This window comes from Acinetobacter sp. FY683, from assembly GCF_059515885.1.
Genome location: NZ_JCAKNA010000036.1, coordinates 1 through 21490, shown reverse-complemented (window position 1 = coordinate 21490; position 21490 = coordinate 1). Strand labels below are relative to the sequence as shown.

Annotated in this window: 20 protein-coding genes and 1 pseudogene; 6 read left to right on the top strand and 15 right to left on the bottom strand. The window is 33.3% G+C overall.

Annotated features, from left to right (window positions below; genetic code table 11):
* From ahpF to glyA, 6 genes are all read right to left on the bottom strand, one after another.
* The coding region (gene ahpF / locus AC5YDH_RS13515; RefSeq protein ID WP_496118679.1) for an alkyl hydroperoxide reductase subunit F at window positions 1-1553 on the bottom strand (1553 nt) is incomplete at its 3' end.
* Window positions 1554-1785: 232 nt separating this feature from the next.
* The gene (locus tag AC5YDH_RS13510) at window positions 1786-2697 is read right to left on the bottom strand and encodes a hypothetical protein (RefSeq protein WP_496120258.1); all 912 of its coding nucleotides are present in this window, start codon (window positions 2695-2697) and stop codon (window positions 1786-1788) included.
* A 72-nt stretch (window positions 2698-2769) separates the two neighbouring features.
* Window positions 2770-3900 carry a toxic anion resistance protein gene (locus AC5YDH_RS13505; protein ID WP_496120257.1) on the bottom strand — a complete coding sequence of 377 codons (1131 nt, stop codon included), beginning with the start codon at window positions 3898-3900 and terminating at the stop codon, window positions 2770-2772.
* A gap of 16 nt (window positions 3901-3916) precedes the next feature.
* On the bottom strand, window positions 3917-4708 hold the full coding sequence (locus tag AC5YDH_RS13500) for a tellurium resistance protein (protein ID WP_496120255.1): 792 nt from the start codon (window positions 4706-4708) through the stop codon (window positions 3917-3919).
* Between the two features lie 168 nt (window positions 4709-4876).
* Complete coding sequence (gene rnk / locus AC5YDH_RS13495; protein ID WP_496120253.1) at window positions 4877-5281, bottom strand: nucleoside diphosphate kinase regulator; 405 nt, start codon at window positions 5279-5281, stop codon at window positions 4877-4879.
* A 157-nt stretch (window positions 5282-5438) separates the two neighbouring features.
* The gene (gene glyA, locus AC5YDH_RS13490) at window positions 5439-6692 is read right to left on the bottom strand and encodes a serine hydroxymethyltransferase (protein ID WP_496120251.1); all 1254 of its coding nucleotides are present in this window, start codon (window positions 6690-6692) and stop codon (window positions 5439-5441) included.
* A gap of 403 nt (window positions 6693-7095) precedes the next feature.
* On the opposite strand from glyA, the gene AC5YDH_RS13485 reads away from it, so the two are divergent.
* From AC5YDH_RS13485 to AC5YDH_RS13465, 5 genes are all read left to right on the top strand, one after another.
* Entirely contained in the window at window positions 7096-7521 is a 426-nt protein-coding gene (locus tag AC5YDH_RS13485; protein WP_496120249.1) for a hypothetical protein, read from the top strand.
* Window positions 7522-7611: 90 nt separating this feature from the next.
* Window positions 7612-8310, top strand: coding sequence for an exonuclease domain-containing protein (locus AC5YDH_RS13480; RefSeq protein ID WP_496120248.1), 699 nt, complete (start codon window positions 7612-7614; stop codon window positions 8308-8310).
* A 77-nt stretch (window positions 8311-8387) separates the two neighbouring features.
* Window positions 8388-8975: a hypothetical protein gene (locus AC5YDH_RS13475; RefSeq protein WP_496120246.1), complete on the top strand. Its 588-nt coding sequence runs from the start codon at window positions 8388-8390 to the stop codon at window positions 8973-8975.
* Window positions 8976-9190: 215 nt separating this feature from the next.
* Window positions 9191-9541 carry a hypothetical protein gene (locus AC5YDH_RS13470; RefSeq protein WP_496120244.1) on the top strand — a complete coding sequence of 117 codons (351 nt, stop codon included), beginning with the start codon at window positions 9191-9193 and terminating at the stop codon, window positions 9539-9541.
* Between the two features lie 371 nt (window positions 9542-9912).
* Window positions 9913-10452 carry a serine O-acetyltransferase gene (locus AC5YDH_RS13465; protein ID WP_496120242.1) on the top strand — a complete coding sequence of 180 codons (540 nt, stop codon included), beginning with the start codon at window positions 9913-9915 and terminating at the stop codon, window positions 10450-10452.
* Between the two features lie 48 nt (window positions 10453-10500).
* Here the strand turns inward: AC5YDH_RS13465 and AC5YDH_RS13460 are convergent, their stop codons facing one another.
* From AC5YDH_RS13460 to AC5YDH_RS13440, 5 genes are all read right to left on the bottom strand, one after another.
* Complete coding sequence (locus tag AC5YDH_RS13460; RefSeq protein ID WP_496120240.1) at window positions 10501-11145, bottom strand: hypothetical protein; 645 nt, start codon at window positions 11143-11145, stop codon at window positions 10501-10503.
* A 212-nt stretch (window positions 11146-11357) separates the two neighbouring features.
* Window positions 11358-12167 carry a DUF4198 domain-containing protein gene (locus AC5YDH_RS13455; protein WP_496120238.1) on the bottom strand — a complete coding sequence of 270 codons (810 nt, stop codon included), beginning with the start codon at window positions 12165-12167 and terminating at the stop codon, window positions 11358-11360.
* A gap of 70 nt (window positions 12168-12237) precedes the next feature.
* Complete coding sequence (locus tag AC5YDH_RS13450) at window positions 12238-13047, bottom strand: hypothetical protein (RefSeq protein ID WP_496120236.1); 810 nt, start codon at window positions 13045-13047, stop codon at window positions 12238-12240.
* Between the two features lie 56 nt (window positions 13048-13103).
* On the bottom strand, window positions 13104-13952 hold the full coding sequence (locus AC5YDH_RS13445; protein ID WP_496120260.1) for a TonB-dependent receptor domain-containing protein: 849 nt from the start codon (window positions 13950-13952) through the stop codon (window positions 13104-13106).
* Window positions 13892-15325, bottom strand: a complete 1434-nt coding sequence (locus AC5YDH_RS13440; protein WP_496120235.1) for a TonB-dependent receptor plug domain-containing protein — start codon at window positions 15323-15325, stop codon at window positions 13892-13894. The genes AC5YDH_RS13445 and AC5YDH_RS13440 overlap by 61 nt, the downstream gene beginning before the upstream one ends.
* A 439-nt stretch (window positions 15326-15764) precedes the next feature.
* Here AC5YDH_RS13440 and AC5YDH_RS13435 point away from each other — a divergent pair, with 439 nt between their 5' ends.
* Window positions 15765-16394, top strand: coding sequence for a TetR/AcrR family transcriptional regulator (locus AC5YDH_RS13435; protein WP_496120234.1), 630 nt, complete (start codon window positions 15765-15767; stop codon window positions 16392-16394).
* A gap of 47 nt (window positions 16395-16441) precedes the next feature.
* On the opposite strand, the pseudogene AC5YDH_RS13430 reads toward AC5YDH_RS13435, so the two are convergent.
* The 4 genes and pseudogenes from AC5YDH_RS13430 to AC5YDH_RS13415 all read right to left on the bottom strand — a co-directional run.
* Window positions 16442-16558, bottom strand: a pseudogene (locus AC5YDH_RS13430) (DNA-binding response regulator); the annotation flags it as partial.
* Complete coding sequence (locus tag AC5YDH_RS13425) at window positions 16537-16707, bottom strand: hypothetical protein (RefSeq protein ID WP_496120259.1); 171 nt, start codon at window positions 16705-16707, stop codon at window positions 16537-16539. The gene AC5YDH_RS13425 and the pseudogene AC5YDH_RS13430, both read right to left, overlap by 22 nt.
* Window positions 16708-17286: 579 nt before the next feature.
* A complete protein-coding gene (locus AC5YDH_RS13420; RefSeq protein WP_496120233.1) occupies window positions 17287-18798 on the bottom strand; it encodes a basic amino acid/polyamine antiporter in 1512 nt (503 codons plus the stop codon).
* Between the two features lie 169 nt (window positions 18799-18967).
* Window positions 18968-21340 (bottom strand): Orn/Lys/Arg family decarboxylase, encoded by a 2373-nt coding sequence (locus AC5YDH_RS13415; protein ID WP_496120232.1) that lies wholly within the window; start codon window positions 21338-21340, stop codon window positions 18968-18970.
* Between the last annotated feature and the right edge of the window lie 150 nt (window positions 21341-21490).

Sequence of the window (21490 nt, the reverse complement as noted above, 5' to 3'; positions counted from 1 at the left end):
CGAATAATATAATCAAAAGCAGATAGAGAAGCTTTAGCACCTTCACCTGTCGCAATGATAATTTGCTTGTAAGGAACAGTTGTACAGTCACCTGCGGCAAATACACCTTTTACATTGGTTTCGTTACGGTCGTTAATTATAATCTCACCACGGTTTGAAAGCTCAACAGCAGTTTCTTTTAAGAAGTCTGTGTTTGGTAACAAACCAATTTGTACAAAGATACCAGCAAGCTCAACCGTTTTAATTTCATCAGTTGCACGGTCTTTGTATTTAAGTGCAGTTACTTGTGAACCATCACCAACCACTTCTGTAGATAACGCATTTTTGATGACTGTTGTGTTTGGCAAGCTGTTCAATTTATCTTGAAGCACTTGGTCAGCACGTAATTTAGTATCAAACTCAACCAATGTTACGTGTTCAACAATACCCGCAAGGTCAATCGCTGCTTCTACACCTGAGTTACCACCACCAATCACAGCAACACGTTTGCCTTTGAATAATGGACCATCACAGTGCGGACAGTAAGCAACACCACGTGTACGGTATTCTTGCTCACCAGGAACATTCATTTCTCTCCAACGTGCACCTGTTGAAAGAATCACTGTTTTAGATTCTAGTTTTGCACCATTCTCTAAAGTGACTTCAACTAAGCCATTTGCTGTTTGATCTGCACCTTTAATGTCAGATACACGTTGTAAGTTCATGATGTCTACACCATATTCACGAACGTGTGCTTCCATTTCAGCAGCAAATTTAGGACCTTGAGTTTTTTGTACTGATGTAAAGTTTTCAATATCCATAGTATCCATCACCTGACCGCCCATGCGTTCAGCGACGATACCTGTACGAATACCTTTACGTGCAGCATAAATTGCAGAAGTGTTACCTGCAGGACCGCCACCAATCACCAATACATCAAATGCTTCTTTTGCATTTAATTTCTCAGCATCTTTTGCAGCAGAATTTGTATCTAACTTCGCAATAATTTCTTCCAAAGTCATACGACCTTGACCAATGTGCTCACCATTTTGGAATAGCATTGGAACTGCCATAATTTTGCGTTCTTCAACTTCGTCTTGGAAGAATGCACCATCAATCATGGTTGCAGTTGTACCTGGATTGTTAATTGCAATTAAGTTAAGCGCTTGAACAACGTCAGGACAGTTATGGCAGCTTAAAGATACAAATACATCGAAGTCAGCAGTTAGGTTTAAACCTCTAATTTGAGCAAGAACTTCATCAGAAACTTTAGGTGCGTAACCTGATACTTGTAACAATGCAAGAATCAAAGAAGTGAACTCATGTCCCATTGGTAAACCAGCAAAGTTTACGCGAGGTTGCTCACCTACTTTAGCAATACCAAAACTTGGCGCACGAGAATTAGTACCGTCAAAACGAGCAGTGACTAAATTAGAAAGTGCAGCAATTTCAGTCACAAGTTCTTTAATTTTGTCTGATTTATCAGAACCATTTAAAGTTGCAACAATTTCAATTGGGCTTTCAAGGCGTTCAAGAAGTGTCTTTAATTGAGCTGAAGTATTTTGGTCTAACATTGCTAACGTCTCCAAAGGAGTAAATATTTATTTGATGAAAGAATCATAGAACAAACAATAAAATAGAGGAAACAGTTTGTTTTTATATATGTGATCGGTTTTTTAGATTTTAAATCTACCATTTATGAGCTTTCTTTGTTAATAGGTACTTGTGAAGCATTTCTATCCTACTTATCAAAGGCTTTATATTTCAAATACTCATAATAAAAAATATAAAAAACTTTAAATACGTTTATTCATAAATTCTTTGCTCAATTCTAAGAACACGTTTTTTAAAGCTCGATACGAGAAAAAATAAAAATAAGCTAAATATGGCTGAAACTACAATCATCACATAAATAAAAACCTGCACATACTTAGAAATGAACTCTGCTTGTATAGCCTGCCGATCAACACTTTTTGCCAGTGGTGTTATTGTTTTACCATAAAGCTGATTTTGTAAGCTCCATATTTGTTCAGGCTGAAAACCATATTCTAGAAATTTAGGGTCATTTTGTTCTGCCTTGACCAATCTTTGCGTAAAAATCATTGCTGACGCTTTATCTGAAGGTTTGTGCAACAAGGCTGTTTGTGCCAATAAATAATCTTGTATAGGCTGAGCAATATCATTACTTTTCAAATATTTTGCGATTTCACTTTCTTGAATATTACTTTCATATTTCACCATTTTTTCAATGGCATACGCTCTTTTATCACCACCATCATATTGCACATAGGTTAAACCAGACCAAAGTAAAATAAATGCAATCAGCCATGCGACAAACTTCAATACAAATGATTGAAATCGAGTATAAAAAAATTTAATCTTTTTCAAAAAACGAATAATGAAAAAAGCCCCAATAAATGAGACAAACATTTTCAATACAAACCAGCCAAACCAAGAGAGCAAACTCAAGAAATAATCTTGAGGATGATCAACACTTACATTTAGACTGGGTACAATATGAAGTTGCTTAACCTCAGTAGATAATCCAAAAAACCCATAAATTAAATCTTGTTGAATAAATAAAGCTAAAACAGATGCAACAAAAATAGTAGATGTTGTTATGACTATGAGCATCACATTTCGCTGTCGTTTTTTGAGTATAACAACACCCTGCTCAATCTGCTTTTTGCTTAATGGATATTCATCTAAGTGGGACAAATTCAGCTCCAAAATTGAATAGATTTCTGCTCTAAACTTTAAAATTCCAGCAAAATTCAGGACATCATCATTTTAAGGTTTCTTTGTTTCACGCAAACTTGATTCAATAACAAGTTGATTCAAATTATGTTGTAAAGCACGTAATCGTTCACTTGCTTCATCACGTTTTTGCACCCCTTCCTTTTGAATTTGAATCACGTCATTGACTGTTTTAATGAGAGTATTTTGCACGTGTTCAAGTGTTTCAATATCTATCACTGAACGTTGGTTTGCTTTGGCTGTATCTACAGAGTTCTGATGTAATAAATCGGCATTACGTTTTAATAAATCGTTGGTTGCATCATCAATTGTATTGGCAAGTTGTACACTATTTTTCTGCTCTTGTAGTGAAATTGCCAAACTAATTTGGTTTTTCCATGCAGGTAACGTGATATTTTTTATTGCATAAAACTTATCAACCAACATCAAGTTATTCGACTGAATAATACGAATCATAGGCAATGTTTGCATTGCAGATTGCTGTAAAATTTGTAAATCACTAATACGCTTTTCTAAGTTATTGGCAATATGATTTAAATCATAAATTTTTTGCGTAGTAGTCTGATCTTGAATTTGACTAGTTAATGTAGAAATTTCCTGTTGAAGATCTTGCTCCGTTAACTTCCCCGCAGCAATATAAATACCAAGTTGCTTATATTCATCTTGCACACCTTCAAACATTTTATCTAATGTACTCACACGTGCTTTTAAACCATTTTGAGATATTTCTATTTCTTTTACTAATGCATCAATTTGTTCTTTTGTACTATTAAAATGCTGATCAAAACTTTGTTTCGTACCTTTTAATTTATTGAAAATATTAGCTAAAAATCCAGAGCTTTTAGATTTATTTAAAATACTTGTGGTATTTAATTGCTGTGCTACCTGTACAACTTGATTGAGCTTTTGCCCCGTTGTATCTAAATCTTTATTTTGTACAAGATTTAGCAGCTCATCTGTATAAGTTGACGTTTTAGTTGCAATATTTTTCCCATATTCAGCAACTGAATTATGGCTTAAATCTGAAAGTTCTTTTTGTGCAGCAATCACTTCATGAAAATCTGATATTTGTAAGCCAATTTCTTGCAAGTTTAATTGCTGAAATTTTTGCTCTACTTGTTCATTTGAAGTTTCTACAATTACAGCATTTTCAGAATTTGTCATATTTCACCTTATAACATTATGAATTAGAGGATTTCTCTAATGATTTTTTTAAGTTTTTAATTAAAATTTCTCGACTATTATCTAGCTTTTCAAGCTCGATTGTTGAGCTAGTTTGTTGACTCTGCTTAACATGATATTGCCATACAGGAATTAATACTTGTTGCGCTTCCTTAAAGCGATCTAACAAACTAAATGAAAGTTGCTGAGATAACTGCATTTGTGTAATTGCAATATCATTACTTGTTTGCAGTGTATATAACGTATCAATTTTCTTAGATAGTCTTTGTGTAAAACTATCCAAAGGATGAACATTTTTTACAAAGCTTGGATATTCAACAAGAAACTCTTCTGCAGCCACAATATACTTAAACATCTGCTCACGTAAACCAAGTAATTGCTGAAAACGTGCTTGTGACGTTTGAATTTCAAGTTGTAACTTTTGACTTAAATGACATGCCCGATCTAACAATGCATCTAAATTTTTATAATATTCAATTTGACTTGAACCATATTCAATATCTACACCTAACCATTTTTGCAATACATTAAATTTACGTTTATTTAGGTGCTTTTTCGAACTTGATAAAACCGTAATTAATTGCTCAATGGTCTGACTTAACTGAATTGTTAAATGAGGATCTATTCCGTCCAATAATAATGATTGGGACTGAATAATTGTGTCTGCATAATGATTTAACTTATATTGATCACTTAATAGTGGAACTAAATCTTGACGTTTAATCGATAATACTTCGTTTCGATCTACAATAATTTCTTTAAGTGGAACCAATATTTCAATTTGTGACATTATTTAAAATGCTCATAAATACATCGTTTTATAGTACTGAATCTATTTTGTGATTTTGTGGCGTTTTTGCAATCAAATCTTCTATTTAACTTCATTATTTTATTACAAATAAAACATATAAAAAAAGCCATGATCATTCATGGCTTAATTAAATAAACACAAAGAAAATTATAAATAATCGCCTTCACGCTCTGGTTGGTACAATACTTTTTCAATTTTCACTTTCATAGGTTGACCATCAGGTTGTGGCCATTCAATCACTTGACCTTCAGCCAAACCTAAAATTGCAGCACCAATAGGTGCAATTACATTCACTTGACCTTTTTCACCCTTAAACTCATGCGGATAAACCAAAGTCACTTCTGTCGCTTCTGTAGATGGTGCTAGTGTAATGAGTACTTTTGCATTCATGCTGACAACATTTGTAGGGACATCTTTAGGTGCTACAACTTCTGCACGAGCCAACTCATCTTCCAAATGTTTCATTGTTGGAGTTAAAGCCGTCTGATGTTCTAACATTGTTTCTAAACGATGTAGATCTTGTTCAGAAAGAATAATATTGGGTTTAGACATTCTAATTTGTTCCTATACTTAAAAAGCTTCAATCACACAGCCAAAAGATTATTTTTATTTCTCATTCTTTTATATCAGAAATAAAAAGGATTAGTTAACTTTTCATTTTAATAGCTATAAAAAAAGCCCCCTTGAGGGGGCTTTTCTCAAGTAAAACTTATTTTGCATAAACTGGGAATTTAGCGCATACAGTTTCAACTTTCGCTTTAACAGCGTTAATTACAGCTTCGTCGCCTTTCGCATCTAAGATATCAGCGATCCAACCTGCAAGGTCACGTACTTCAGCTTCACCGAAGCCACGTGTTGTAACAGCAGGCGTACCAATACGGATACCTGAAGTAACAAACGGAGAACGTGGATCATTTGGTACAGAGTTTTTGTTCACAGTAATGTGAGCCGCACCTAACCAAGCATCAGCTTCTTTACCCGTAATGTCTTGTTTAATTAAAGACAATAGGAATAAATGGTTTTTCGTACCACCAGAAACAACTTCATAACCGCGTTCAATAAGAACTTCAGCCATTACTTGAGCATTTTTAACGACTTGCTCTTGGTAAGCTTTGTATTCAGGAGCCATTGCTTCTTTAAAGCAAATCGCTTTAGCCGCTACAGCGTGAACTAAAGGACCACCTTGGTTACCTGGGAATACAGCAGACTGTAGTTTTTTCTCGATTTCTTCATTTGCTTTAGCAAGGATTAAACCAGAACGTGGACCACGAAGTGTTTTGTGAGTAGTCGTTGTTGTTACGTCGGCAATTTGAACTGGGCTTGGGTAAACACCAGCAGCAACTAAACCAGCAACGTGAGCCATATCTACAAATAGGTATGCGCCAACTTTATCCGCGATATCACGGAAACGCTGCCAATCTACAACTTGGCTGTATGCAGAGAAACCTGCAACAATCATTTTTGGCTTATGTTCTTCAGCTAAACGCTCAACTTCTTCATAGTCGATTTCGCCAGTTTCAGGGTTTAAGCCGTACTGAATAGCATTATATGTTTTACCAGAGAAGCTTACTTTAGCACCGTGAGTCAAGTGACCACCGTGAGCAAGGCTCATACCCAACACTGTATCGCCTGGGTTAAGAAGCGCTAAGTAAACAGCAGAGTTTGCTTGAGAACCAGCATGTGGTTGAACGTTTGCGTAGTCAGCACCAAAGAGTTCTTTAGCACGGTCAATTGCCAATTGTTCAATAACGTCTACGTATTCACAACCGCCATAGTAGCGTTTGCCTGGGTAGCCTTCAGCATATTTGTTAGTCAGTTTTGAACCTTGTGCTTCCATAACTGCTGGTGAGCAGTAGTTTTCAGAAGCGATTAACTCAATGTGAGCTTCTTGACGAGCATCTTCTTTCGAAATTGCTTGAGCTAATTCTGGGTCAAATTCGGCAATAGAGATATTGGCAAACATTAGCGAGGTCCTATTAAATTAGGGCTTTTAAGCCGTGCTAAGATTGGCCGATAGTGTAGCACGAAGTTAATAAATTTTGAGAATGAACTTTGCTCACTTTTACATAAAAATTACGCATGTTTTCAAAAAAATTCGCTTTTTCATTAAAAACAACTTATTGAATTGATATTGAAGTTTTTAAATATTGATTTAAATCATCAAAATATAATTTAACTAGAAATACGAATGCTGAACAATCACTCATACACATAGATTTCTACTTAGATATTTATTCAACAAATTAAAATGAAAGGCTAAAATTAAAATTTAGACCAAAGATTCAAACATAAAATTGAAGTCATTGTTTTCATAAGTTATATTTTATTTTTTACATTTAATAGAAAAAATCATGTACGAACTCGCATTGTTATTACTTGGTTTTATATTAGGCTTTTTCGTAAAAAGCCATTTAAATAAATCTCAACCGCAACAAAAAAAACGACCATATTATCGCCCCCTGACTCATCAACAAAAATTACAACTTAAAAGTTTCCATCAAACAGATAGCGATAGAATCCGTGAATTAAATCGTTTAAGTGCAAATGAAAGTGTTTTTTTAAGATTACTCAAGCAAACATTTATAGATTTTGAGATCGCTATAAAGCAAAAAAGGTTTATTGTTTTAGATAAAGACAAAATGCCTTGTGCAATTTTTGAATATAGAGATGGTGTTCAAGCTATAAAACTGGTCGATCAAGAGGATGGTATTCCTCTTCACCTATATAAAGGTTTAATTTCTAGTTCAGAGCTTAAAATAGATTATCAAAACATTATTTCAGCATATAGATAGATTTTCGTTTCGATCTACCCTCATTCAATTGTCACTGCACAAATGATAATGTTAAATTCAACAGAATTACTTATTCTTTTGGAATGCGATATGCAAGCCATTATCCTCGACACAGAAACTCATACATTAAATGGTCAACCCATTGAAATTGCATACGCTCCTATTCAAGTTGAAAATGGTAAACTCACTTTAGATAAATCCAAACTATTTGATCAGCTCTACTCTGTCGATGAACCTATTTCATTTGCTGCAATGGCGGTACACCACATTTTAGAATCGGACTTGATAAATCAGCCGCATTACACAACTTTTAAATTACCAGAAGACACCACATATATTATTGGCCATAACATTGATTATGATATTCGAGCTCTTGAAAAATGTGGTGTAGATAGTTCAAAAATCAAAGCAATTTGTACACTTGCACTTGCACGTAAAGTTTGGCCAGATGCTGAAGCACATAATATCTCTGCTCTTATTTATATGATTACTAAAGGCAGTGAAAAAGCCCGTGACATGATTAAAAAAGCACATCGTGCAGATATGGATATTATTTTAACAGCCAATATTTTGATGCATATTGTGCATCATTTAAATATCGAATCTATGGAAGCTTTATTCGACGCTTCAGAAGATGCCCGTATTCCACGCACTATTAATTTTGGTAAACATCGTGGTACTCAAATTTCAGAATTACCTGCCGATTATGTGCAATGGCTAATGCGCCAAGACGATTTAGACCCTTATTTACGCAAGGCTTTAGAAAACAATACAATATCAACTTTATGATACTTAATAAAAACTTCATATTAGTGTAATTTTCAAGCAGTAGCATATGCTTTAATTTACAGGGGGTAAATTAAAGCATGTTACATTTTTCAAAAACAAAATTAGGTCTTCAAGTTTTACAAGATCGCTCCATTCCTTTAAATGCAAGACAAAGACAACTTCTATTACTTATTGGCACACCAGATTTAGCCGTCATAACTGAGGCGACTAAAGCACGAATAGCACAGCCTGAAATTCTAGATTTATTATTTGAAAAAGGTTTAATTTTCAACAAAAATTTAAGTCATATTGAAACAGTAGAAATAACTCAAGAAGATTCAGAACAAAATTCATTAAATACCCATCCGAATCTTATTCCACCTCAAATAGAACATAAGAATATTGATGTTCCACAAACATCTTTTAAAGATGAAAATATTGAACTAGAGGTAGCTCTAAGCTTCGATGATGTGAAAGCATTAATGATAAAAAGCTTACAAGAATATTGTGGCTTACTTGCCAAACCACTCATTATTCAAATTGAAAATGCTTTAAACTTAGAAATACTTCAGCGTTGTAGAATGCAATGGATTACTCATTTACAAGAGTCAAAAATTCATCCCAATAAACTGAATTTTTATTTACAACATATTAATTATTCTCTTGTAAAAATTACTAACAAATAATTTAGAGCTTTTAACTGTAAGCTCATTCATAATTAGAATTAACATAGAAGTAAAGACTCCTCCACTTTACTTCTATCTTATTCATTCTTAAAAATATTTAATTCTTATATTAATTTTAAAGTTTCTGCTTTAGTCTTTTTTACGACCTTATTGCTATATCACTATTATTTAATTTAAGCGATAAACAACACCTATTTTCCTAAGATTTATATGTCATGTTGTACTCATTTGAATTCAATGAATTTGATAATCCTATGCATTTAAGTAAAGTTGGTAATTGGGTATTTACCTTTTTAAGCCCACAACAGCAAATTGAACATATTCAATTAGCAATAACGAATGTTATTCCTAGACAAATCAATACAGAACTTCAAACGCGCAGATTAATCATAGAACATAACCATCAAAACTTATGGAATATTATGCAGCTTGAATGTTTTGATGGTTTAAACCAAAAAGAAATATTAATGCCCCTTCAAAATTTACAGGTTAATAATATTTTCCAAGACATTATTCATGAATTTGCTAAATATGATGTCGAAATTAAGCTACATTCAATCGCATAAAAAAAGCTCGCATTACTGCGAGCTCTTGGTTGGAAGGCTAGTGCTGATTTCTTGTTTAAATGAATTAAACTCAATGAGCTGTCAATGATCCGTCCAACTTCTTTGTAGTGTCTTCGCGACCTACTGTAAATTAAATATAAAACTGGTCTGGTTAAACAACAAGGCTTAATAACACTTCTAAACTAGAAAGCATCTAAATTATTATTGAAATTTATCAAAAACAGTTCAAAATATTATGCTCAATATTTACACAAAATTAAATTTTCTTATCTTTTAGACACTTTGTTTTTAATTTTCACTTTATTTGTTCTAAAATCTCCAAACTTTCCATAGGTATTCAGAAAATACCTGCCCTTGTTCGGAAATCAAAAATGATTATGCAATATATTTTAAGTGACCTTTATCGATATTGTGGCAACACATCACTTAAGTCTTTTGTTAAAAACTATTTTTTCAATAGAGGCTTTAATTTTAGCTTTTGGTTACGTATTGCAAGTTCAAAATCATTCGTAGGAAAACTGGCTTATCCTATTTTTTATTATAAAAAGAAAAAGTACGGTATTGATATTCATTGCAACACTCAAATTGGTTACGGTTTATATATTGGACATGGTGGTCCTTTAGTTGTTAACCCAACCACTATTATTGGCAATAATGTAAATTTATCTCAATTTACAACAATTGGAGCAAATGGTGGTAAGCACGCTGCTGTCATTGGTGACAATGTTTATATTGGCCCTAATGTTTGTATTATTGACCATGTCCACATTGGAAATAATGCCACCATTGGGGCAGGTAGTGTTGTAACCAAAGACATTCCAGAAAATGCAACGGCTGTTGGTAATTATGCAAAAGTAATTAATTACAATAATGCGGGTGAATCTGTAAATAGACGTTGGACTATTCAATAATATTTTCCAATAAAAAAACCACCTAAAAGGCGGTTTTTTTACATTCAATTAAAATGCAAAACGTACGCCAACACCGTAAGATACACCATTTACATCAGCAGAGCTTGATTTACTATCAAAGAGTTTTACACCATTTTTATGGTATTCAACATTGCGATTGTAAAACCACTTATAGCCAAGCGAAGCATACGCTCCTACATTAGATGTAAACATATAGCCAGCTTCTACATTCACTGGAATGAATAAATAATCTGCATCAGCCTTATAATACACACCATCGTCAATGCCAGATTCTTTTAACTTAGCATAACCCAAGCCTAGTGCACCTAAAACATACACATTATCTTGATTATAAAATTTGTATTGCGCACCAGCAGAATATTGATCTGTATCTACATCACCATCATCTTGATTTTCATATTTTGCCCAAATACCAAAATCATTAAAGTCATACGCACCCGCAACTTCAAAACCATTAAGACGTGCTTTACCTAAGTTAGATGAATCTAACTTTGTTCCTGCATAGCCTAATTTTACTGAAAATTTATTATCATCTTGCTTAGATGCATTAGATACATAATTTGGTGATGTACCTAAGGTTGCAGGTATATTTTTTTGAACGATTAATGGCTTATCTGCAAATGCAGTTACTGAAGCAAAACCAACTACCCCTGCTAAAATTAGCTTTTTCATATTTTAAAACTCAATCTATAAATATTAATATGAAAACAAATACTATTCTTTTATCTTTTTATAATAAATACTTATTTTTACTAATTGACAAAATTATATTTTCAAATTCAACTAATTTCTTCCATTTCTCTCTTAATTTTAATATAACTCTATTTAAAAGCCCTCATTTAAGAGAGCTCTTAAATACAAATAAATATATAAGCATAAATCTATTAATCAGCAACATTCAAACTAATGATTGTTCTATATACATCTGCTTTTGGTTTAACATTTTCAGCGATATCGGGTGAGCTAATCGTTACAATATATGCACCAGATTCTGGGAAATTTAAAATGACTTTTCCTTTATCATTCGCAGTAGTTTTAAAGGATATAGCTTCCATATTTAACTGATTTTGTTGTTTCTCAACTTCTACGTTAAAACTTTTTGCAACCTTCCCCTTCACACTAAGTTCTAAAATCAACGGCTGATTTTTCTTTAACTTATTAGGATGCACTGAATAATTTAATGTTAAATTTTCTTGTACATTGTGCTGTAAATCAGAACTCTTCACTTTAGAAAAATAAGTCACCACCTCATCAAAACGGTTTATAGACACCTGTGGTATTTTTTCTGTAATTTCTGTTTCAGCAATAAAATCACGTTCAGACAAAGGCTTTAAGCTTGTACCTTTCGTATCTAATACACGTAACCATCTTTGATCTAAATTGGCATATTTAATCTTTGCTTCACGCTGACCAATAACTTGATAAGTACCCTCTTGTGACGTTTCAACATCAGCAACACTAAGTGCTTTTATATTTGTTAAGGATAATGCTTTTTTCTCTCCCAATGGATTAACAACGTTAAATTCAAAACCCCGAATTGCCACTTCAGAATCAAAAGGTGACTCTGCAAATCCTGCTAATATTGCAGTATGACCACCTGCAACAACAAAATTACTTGGAGTTACAAATGGTGCATGCGAAAAACTATTTATAGATACAAGGCTTACTGCCAATGCCAATATTGCTTTTTTCATTTTTTAAATCCTGTGTTTCATTAAAAATAAAACACCTTAGGCTTTGTCCTAAGGTGTTTTTGAACGATGATTACTTACTAATGGCTTGATCTACTTGCTTTGCGAAGTTGCGAACGTCATTGGCATTAATTGTTTTTTTGCCTTTAGCCATAATATTGAACTGTTGTTCTGCAAGTGCTTTCATTTGTACTCTGCCTGTTTCAATATTTTTATCAAAACGCTGCATGAACTCATTCACATATTCTTGTTCTGTCACTACAGAGTCACCCGATAAATCTGTCTGAAAGAACTGTTGATCTCTTGCTGTTAAATAATCAGCCAAAGTGACGTAATTTTTACCTTTACCGTATTGCTGAATAAACTCATTTACATTACTTGGCATTGGCATAGAAAGAGGCAGTTTTACTTTAAAACCATCATGTGTTCCTGTATTTGCAGAACGATGTTTTGCATCTTCTGCATTTACAATGCCATCTTTATTTTTATCAAACTCATCAAATGTTTTTACACCCGTTTCCTGAAACTCTTTTAATGTTAATTTTTGATCTTTATTTTTATCTAAAATCCCATAACGTACATAAGCTTGTTTCAGTGACATTTCACGACGTTGTTTCAATAATGGGTCTAAGCGTGCTTGCTCATATTGTATAAATTGCTCAACATTTACCTTTTTATTTTCCTTAAACAAACCCGCATAATCTTGCTCAAATTGTTTAATTACTGTCTGGGTATTCTGTTCTTTATTACTTGGGTGATACAGCAAATACAATGCATAAGCCTGTTGATACGTGGCTTCCTTGGCTTCTTTATCTATAGCAAAAACTGATGCCGAAGAAAAAATTAACGAGAGACTTAACGCAAGTTGAGTAAATTGTTTCATGAGTATTTTCTCTAAAAGTGTATTGTGATAAATGACTTTCGTGTCTTTATAAAAAATTAAAATTTAAATTCAACGCTTGCTACAACGTTTCGACCAGGCGCTGCTGCACGGTCAATAACTGCTGCTTGATCTTTTACATTCAAAGTTCCAACAGCGGCATAATCCCAATAGGTTTTGTCAAAAATGTTATTGAATGAAACATTTAACTTTGCAAACTTATTAATATTCCAATATGCAGATAAATCCCAAACGCTGTAGCCTGAAACTTTTTTATATTCAACTTGACTAGGATCTGCGACAAAATTACTTACATCAATATTTGCTGTTTTTGAACCAACCACTGTTGTTGTTAAGCCAATACCATAAACTTTACCTGGATCATCATAAGCGAATGTGAAACTACCTTTTTCAGGTTGTACCGAGTTAACACCACTTTTTTCACCATTCTTATTCTTTGCCGTTCCTTTCGTTTTACCAGCAACTAACGCCAAACTAAAACCATTTGCTTGCGGAACAAATTCTCCTAATTCTAGACGCGTAGAAAGTTCTGCCCCCCAAATATTTGCTTGTGCTAAATTTTCAGCTCGATAATATCCATAAGGATATTCTGTCGTGCTGCCATAATCACGATAGTCAATAAAGTCACTATATTTGGTATAAAACCCCGTAATATCAAACTTAAGTCCATCTATACTGCTATTTCTTAAACCAATTTCAAAAGCATCGCTCGTTTCTTTTTTTAAATTAGAGTTACCTATCACAATATAACTTGGCTTCCCTGGCGTTGTTTGATATAGCCCCCCAATCTCTGTAGGCGATGGGATTCGAGCCCCTTTTGTGTATTTTAAATAACTATAATTAGATGGTGTAAATTGATAACTTGCAGAAAACCAGGTGCTATATATTCAAAATTACGCGCTTGTACATCCTCATAAAACGTACTATCAGGTCTAAATTCCTGTCGCTCTAAACGAACAGATGGTGTTAACACCAAATCACGATCGTAAACATTAAAAGTGATGCTATCCGAAGCAAAAGCGGAGTATCTAGTTAATTTAGAATCTAATATATATCCACCATCATACAAATTAGGTAGTGTTGCACCATTTCGCTCATCAACCTTAGTACTTGCATAATCTTTACGGTCAATTGAAATACCGTATTTAATTTTATGATTATTTATTTCTTTATCTGCAGTTGTTTTTATACCTTTGTTTTTCTCTTTATATGTTGTTGAAAAATCACGATATACTGTAGAGCTATTCATAAAACCAGTATCAGTATTATTATTGGATTCTTGATACCAAATTTTACTATTTAACCGATCAAACAATAAAAAGTGACTTGGTTGATAAATATGTTCAATATTAAATTGTGTACGATCTATTTTTTGATGTTGTGTCGCATCACTCTTATAATTACCAAATAATTCAGATGCGATATCTTTGGTATCTAATTCTTTCCGATAAAAGTCTGTTGTAAAATTCAATTGATGTTGATCGTTTAAATGCCACAATATTTTTCCAAGAATAGCATCAGATTTCCAATTTGCAGGAAATGCTGAAGTATTCGAGTTTGGCTTTGTTTCATGCCCATCTCTATGAGCATAGGCAACTAATGCTTTGACTTGATCATTCCCAATTGCCCCTGTAACAGAGTTTAACCAAGAACGATCAGCAGAGCTATAACCCGTTTTATATGTACCTGCAACACGTTTCCCATCAACTAAATAATCTTCTGGTGATTTGTTTTTAAATGAAACTCTCCCACCAATACCATCAGAAGATGCATCAGTCGTACCTGAAACAATATCTACCGACTTAAACATTTCAGGTTCGATATAGTCTCGACCTGCCCCGCGCTGACTCATACCTTTCGGTGGAACATAGCTACTTACCGTGGCTTCCGCTATATCAATACCATCGACATCTAAACCAATACGGTTAGCATCTACACCTCGAATGTTATAACTACTTGTACCTGTACCATCGAAGAAAGTTCCACTTCCCGCCACTGAAAACGGTGCATTAACCAAAGGTAGATACTTCACAATATCTGCCATATCAGTTACACCAGTTTTATCTAAATTTTCTCGATTAATAGATATTTTAGAAACTGGAGCTTGCTTTTCATGCTCTGCATAAACAGTAATTGCAGGTAATAACACCTGATTTACTTTACTTTTTGCATAACTTTGCGTAACAAAACCACTCCCCATAATAACGGATAAGCAAACTGTCAAATACTGGGGTTTAAAAGCTAATTTATGAGTCTTCATTTGGATAAATCCATTTTAGAAATGATGTTTTTCATCATTCATTGATCTATTTTTTAATTATTTAGAAGTAAAATATTAAGATTTACTTAAACCACACAATCAAATAATAATGAGAATCATAATCATTAGGATTAGTATTTACAAATATTATTTTTATTTTATTGCCTTATATCACTGCAATTACAGGTTTTTCTTCATAAAAAATGCTAATTTCCGCCTTTTTTTTAGACAAAATAATTTATTCTTTTTTTTAAAGGTTAAATATTTAACAACATATAATGAACACAATATAAAGAAAAACTAACTATTATGATTGTTGAAATATCAACTTTTCTTACACCCAAAAAGTAACGTATTAAATTCTATATTGTTACTTTTCTTTAATTTTTTTTTGAAGTTATAAGTCTTGTGCTTATCGAAAAACAAGATGTGATTGAATATGAAAGACATGACATTGTTAAATAGAATTTATCCAAAATCTAACAATCAAGTAAAACGAGCTATTTTAAAACACGCTGTTCATTGCTTTACTAAAATGGGGATTGAACACACAACTATTGAACATATTCGTGCCAGTTCAAATGTCAGTATTGGTACAATTTACTATCACTTCAACAGTAAAGAAGGGGTTCTTGCATCTTTAGTATTTGCAGCAATGGACGATCTTTTTAACTTAAGACAACAATATTTAATTAATGCAACAAATTTTGAAGAATGTGTTTATGCTTTTGTTCTTGCTTATGCAGATTGGGTAGAAGCCCACCCTAGCTTTGCACAAATTCTTTATAATGCAGAATTTGACATATACAACAGCTGCTATAAAGAGCAACTAAACGAAAGAAAAGCAACTCATAGAAAAAAAATTATGAGTTGGATTAGCCTTCCTGAATATCGGTTACAGCAAAATAACTTTCCTTTTATTATTTTATTTTCGCTGGTCAATGGTCCTGTTGAACATTACTGTAAATATTGGCTATTAAATCGAGTGACGGAACCACCATCAAAACTTAAATATGAGATAGCTCATTCGACGTGGATGGCAATCAAAAACTATCACTTTCCTAAGTAAAAATGTTTATACCTCTCTACCTTCTATCAATACAATATGACTCCGGTTTAATGACTTAAAAACCTCAGACCTACACCCGGTTCAGTCACAATATATTTTGATTGGACAGCATTATCATTTAGTTTAGCTCTTAATTTAGCAACTAAAATGCGTAAATAGCAAGTGAGTAAACCAATAAGGCGCAACTCATTACAAAACTAAAGGTATACGTTTTTACGTTCATTCCTTGTTTAGGATTTGTCCCCAAAACAGCATATATCGGCTTCTCTATCCAATAAAATGCAACATCTATTTTCATCTTCCGATTTTGCATAATAGATGCGAGATATTGACCCAAGAGATAAGCCAAAAGAATGACAACAATCCATAATAAGCAAAACTCAAACATTTCAATTTACTCCCTTTTTTATCAATGAAAGTAAATTTGTACTTTTGAGCTGTATGTTTTTTTCACAGCTTCGCTCAATGTACCTTTTCAAAAAGGTTATTGGCTCTTGCTCTTTAAAGATTGCACTCATTTTTCCATCCTAAATACTTGGATATTTCATGAATGAGTATCTGAAGAATGCCCGTAAATTCTCTATCTAATTATTGAGCAGAGGCGTAAAAAATTCGTAAAATTTACCTTTTTTAAGGTTGATTTGTATTTAAAAGTGGTAAATTTTCCTAAAATATAAATATTAAATTTTTGATATTATTTATATTTTGAAGTTCCAAATAGAATCTATTATTAATTAGTACATAAATAAAGAATAAGGGAGCTCCCGCTCCCTTATTTTGGACTAGCTAGCCTACCTCTAACCTGTTAATGGGTTTCATAAGCTAACCAGCCAATGTATTTTCATCAAATTTCGATTTTCTTAAGAAAAATCTCCACCCTTATCCAAACTCATTAAAATAAATCAGTTGTAAAAAGCAAGAACAATACAACAATATCTACTAATAATAAGATTGCTAAATACAGTTTTTCACGCTGTTCAAAAATTGGTTGACCATCATTCTTTTCTTTTCTAGACCAAATATAAACAGGTAGACCTAAAGTAAGTAAAAAAGGAATCAGTGCTACATATTTAAACTCACTTGCATATAGAATAAATATACAAAATACAGCGCCTAAAACTCCGCTACACATTGCTAGAGTTTTACCTGCATTAGATTGATGATTAAAGTGTGCATATTGATTTTTATAACAAATTTTTGCCATATATAAAGTCGCAGCAAAATATGCAGGTACTACCATTAGCGCACTAATACTATACATAGCCACCCAAGCATCATCAGAAAAATACACCAACAGCATTGCTGCTTGCATTACACCACTACTGACCCACAAAGAAACAGTTGCAGATTCATTTTTATTTTTCTTTGCAAATGCTTTAGGAAAAGCTCCTTTTTCTCCAGCAACCATGGGAATTTCAGCACATAACATCGTCCAAGCTAACCAACCTGTTAATATGGAAATAATTAATCCCACATTCATAAGCCAATCACCCCAATTACCAACTACATGCCCTAGTACACCAGCAATGGAAGGATTCGGAAGAACAGCAAGTTGTGCTTGAGTCATAACCCCAAATGGCAACACAGAAATTAAAATATAAATGACTAATGCAGCAATAAAACCGATAAGCGTTGCTTTACCAACATCTGACTTTTTCTTAGCACGGCCAGATAAAACAACCGCTCCTTCAACACCAATAAAAGACCATAAAGCAATCGTTATTGGTGCAACAATTTGCGCTAATAACGTCACTGGTACAGTTTGATGATGAGATTGCGTCATGATTTGAGGATCTGTTCCCCAAACATTTGAACTGAACATGACATAGTCTATAGAAACACCTAAAATTAATATAAATAAAGTGAGTGGAACCAATACAGCAATAGTCCCTATCACATTAATTTTACTTGCCACTCTTATGCCAGATAAAACCAAAAAGTTATAAGCCCAAATTAAAACTGAACCACAAATAATTGAAATTAAATTATTCCCCCCTGTAAACACCCCAGGGAAAAAATCATCAAAAGCATCCATCAATAGCACAGCAAAAGCAACGTTACCTAGGCAGGTCATTAACCAATAACCCCAAGCAACGTTAAACCCAATAAAAGGACCAAAGCCTTCTTGTGCATACATATAAACACCCGCATTTAAATCGGGTCTTAAATCGGATAATAAACGGAATGAATTGGCAATAAAATAAATGCCTATGCCTGCAATAATCCAAGCAATAATAACGGGTCCAACTGCAGAAGAAACCGCAGAATTCTGCGGTAAACTAAACACACCTCCCCCTAACATAGAACAAACAACTACCGCAATAAGCGCGATAATTCCCAATTTCCCCTTATTATCATTACTTACTACATCTGAATTTTTCGCAGAAGCTAATTCTTCACTCATATCATCTTCCTTATTCTGTTAAGGCAATATATTCGTACGTGATTCATGAGATATGGTTGGGATAATTCTTTTTTATTACGCCATATTCCCGATTATGATACTGATCTAAATCTCAGTCATAACCTCTAGTGTTTTAAATTATTATCCCAATCAAATATCTCTATTTTTATTAGCGCCCTTTTTTAATTGAAGTAGATGTTTTTCTATTAAATCGAATATGCTTTGGTAATTCAGCACCCTCACTTTCATCTTCTATAATGGCTCTTACCCAATAATCTCCATTTTGATCTACATTAACACCCTGTATTTCATGATCAAAACCTGGAAATTTTTTATCGAAAGTTTGCAATGCTTGTAAATAACCTAAAATACCCGTGTCATCTTGCGGTAAGCGTTCTCCCGGCATAAGTACAGGAATACCTGGTGGATAAGGCACAAGCATACTTGCTGCAATTCGTCCGCTAAAATCACTCAATCGTATATGTTCAGCTTTATAACGTACTACTTTTTGATAGGCTTCGGCTGGGGTTAATACGGGTTCAGGGGTACTACTAACTGCTTTACTAATATGCTCAATTAAATCAAGTTCATGCATTGTTTCGTGCATGCTTTGACATAACTCTTTTAAAGTCATTTCTTCATACTTATTTGAAGCAGATTTTAAAGATGGAATTGCATCTGTTGCACAAGCACCTGAATCATATAAATGCTTAAACTCTAGTAAGCTTTCAATTAATGTACCCCACTTCCCTTTTGTGATTCCGACAGAGAATAAGATAAGTAAGGTATAGTCTCCCGTACGAGCAATTTCAGTATGTCTATCATCTAAAAATTTAGTAATGATATATCCTGGAATACCCATATTTTGATATTGACCATTTGGTAACAAACCTGGACACGTAATTGTTACTTTAACAGGGTCAAGCATGATATCTGAGTCTGCGACATCTTTATTATTAAACCCATGCCAACTATCATTTTCTTTTAAAGTCCAAACATCTGCTGTACGACTTAAAAGTGACATTGGCGCTGAAGTGAATGAATAGTTCTGACCTGTAGCAGGATCTTTCACTTCTGTCGGCTGCAATACATCAAAGAACCAACTTTTTTCGCCTTCCTTTTCTATTAATTTATTTTTAATATTTACAACAGCTTGTCTAAATGAAATCGCTTCTTCTATTGATTCTTGTACTAACGACTCACCAGGTATCCCCTCCATCATACTGACAGCTACATCAATTGAAGCAATAATTGGATAAAACGGTGAAGTTGTGCCATGCATCATAAATGAATCATTAAAATCATCAAAATCTAGAGGTGCTCGATCACTTTTTTTCACATGAATCATCGATGCCATAGATAAAGCTGGCAGCATTTTATGTGTTGAATGTACTGCAAATAAAGTCGGTCGATTTGGCGTATCATCATCAATATCCATTGCAAAGCGATCTTTATACAAAGGATGAAATTTTGCATACGCATACCAAGCTTCGTCAAAATGAATGCGTGGAACACTTAGTTTGAGTTCATCTACTATTTTTTTAACATTGTAGCAAAACCCATCATAAGTACAATTTGTAATCACGGCATATGTTGGTTCTATATCAACAGCATTTGCACTTAAAGTACTTTCTTTTATTAGCCCATCTATGTACGATTTTTTAAGTCGATGTAATGGTATTGGTCCAATCAACCCTAAACCATTACGTGTTGGTGTTAAATATACTGGACGACCACGAGATAAAGTTAAACCATGATTAAGTGATTTATGGCAATTTCGATCCATTAATACAAGTTCATTTTCACCAATTGCTGCTTGCGCAACAATTCGATTAGAACCCGAAGAACCTGCAACTCCATAAAATGTCCAATCAGCACCAAATAACTGTGCAGCTTTCACTTCTGATTTTTTAGATGGCCCTGCATGAATTAAATAGTCTCCCATTTCAGCAGTAGCAACACCAATATCAGCTCGCATAATATTTTCACCAAAGAAATTGATAAACTCAATTCCTACTGGGTGCTTAAGATAAGCCATCCCACCCATATGCCCAGGACAATCCCAATAATAATCGCCCTTTTCAGTAAAATCTTTTAATGTTTTAAAATATGGAGGAAGAAGATTTTCAGCATATTGACGTATTGCTGTATAAATGCGATTTGCAGTAAATGCTGGGGTTTCTGAATATAAATAAACATATTCTTTTACTTCTTTTAATATTTCTAAAGAAACTGTATCTGTAATTGCATCTTCTGAAAATAAAAAAATTGGGACTCTTTCATTTCTTTCTCTTATTTTTTTAACAAGTACCTCACCTTCTTTATTTACTTTTTCATCTAAACTATTCCAAACCAAGCCAATTAAACTATATTTAGGACTTTCTTTTACTAGTTTTAAACCATCTTCAATTGATTCTGCAATTGTTAAATAAAATCCTCTTTGGGATAGATCATTATTAATTTGAACTAAATACTTATATGCTGGATGTGTATTTTCAATCTTCTCAGAAAGCACAACCAATATATTTTTATTAAACTTCATTTTTAAACCCCTTCTTATAATGTTATTTCAGTTAATCATAAATAAAAATAAGAATCGTTATTTTTTGTATATTTTTAAAACAATAATAAAAACTGAAATTAAAAACAAATTAACTTCAAAAAATAATCAAATAAAATAATGTTTAGACAG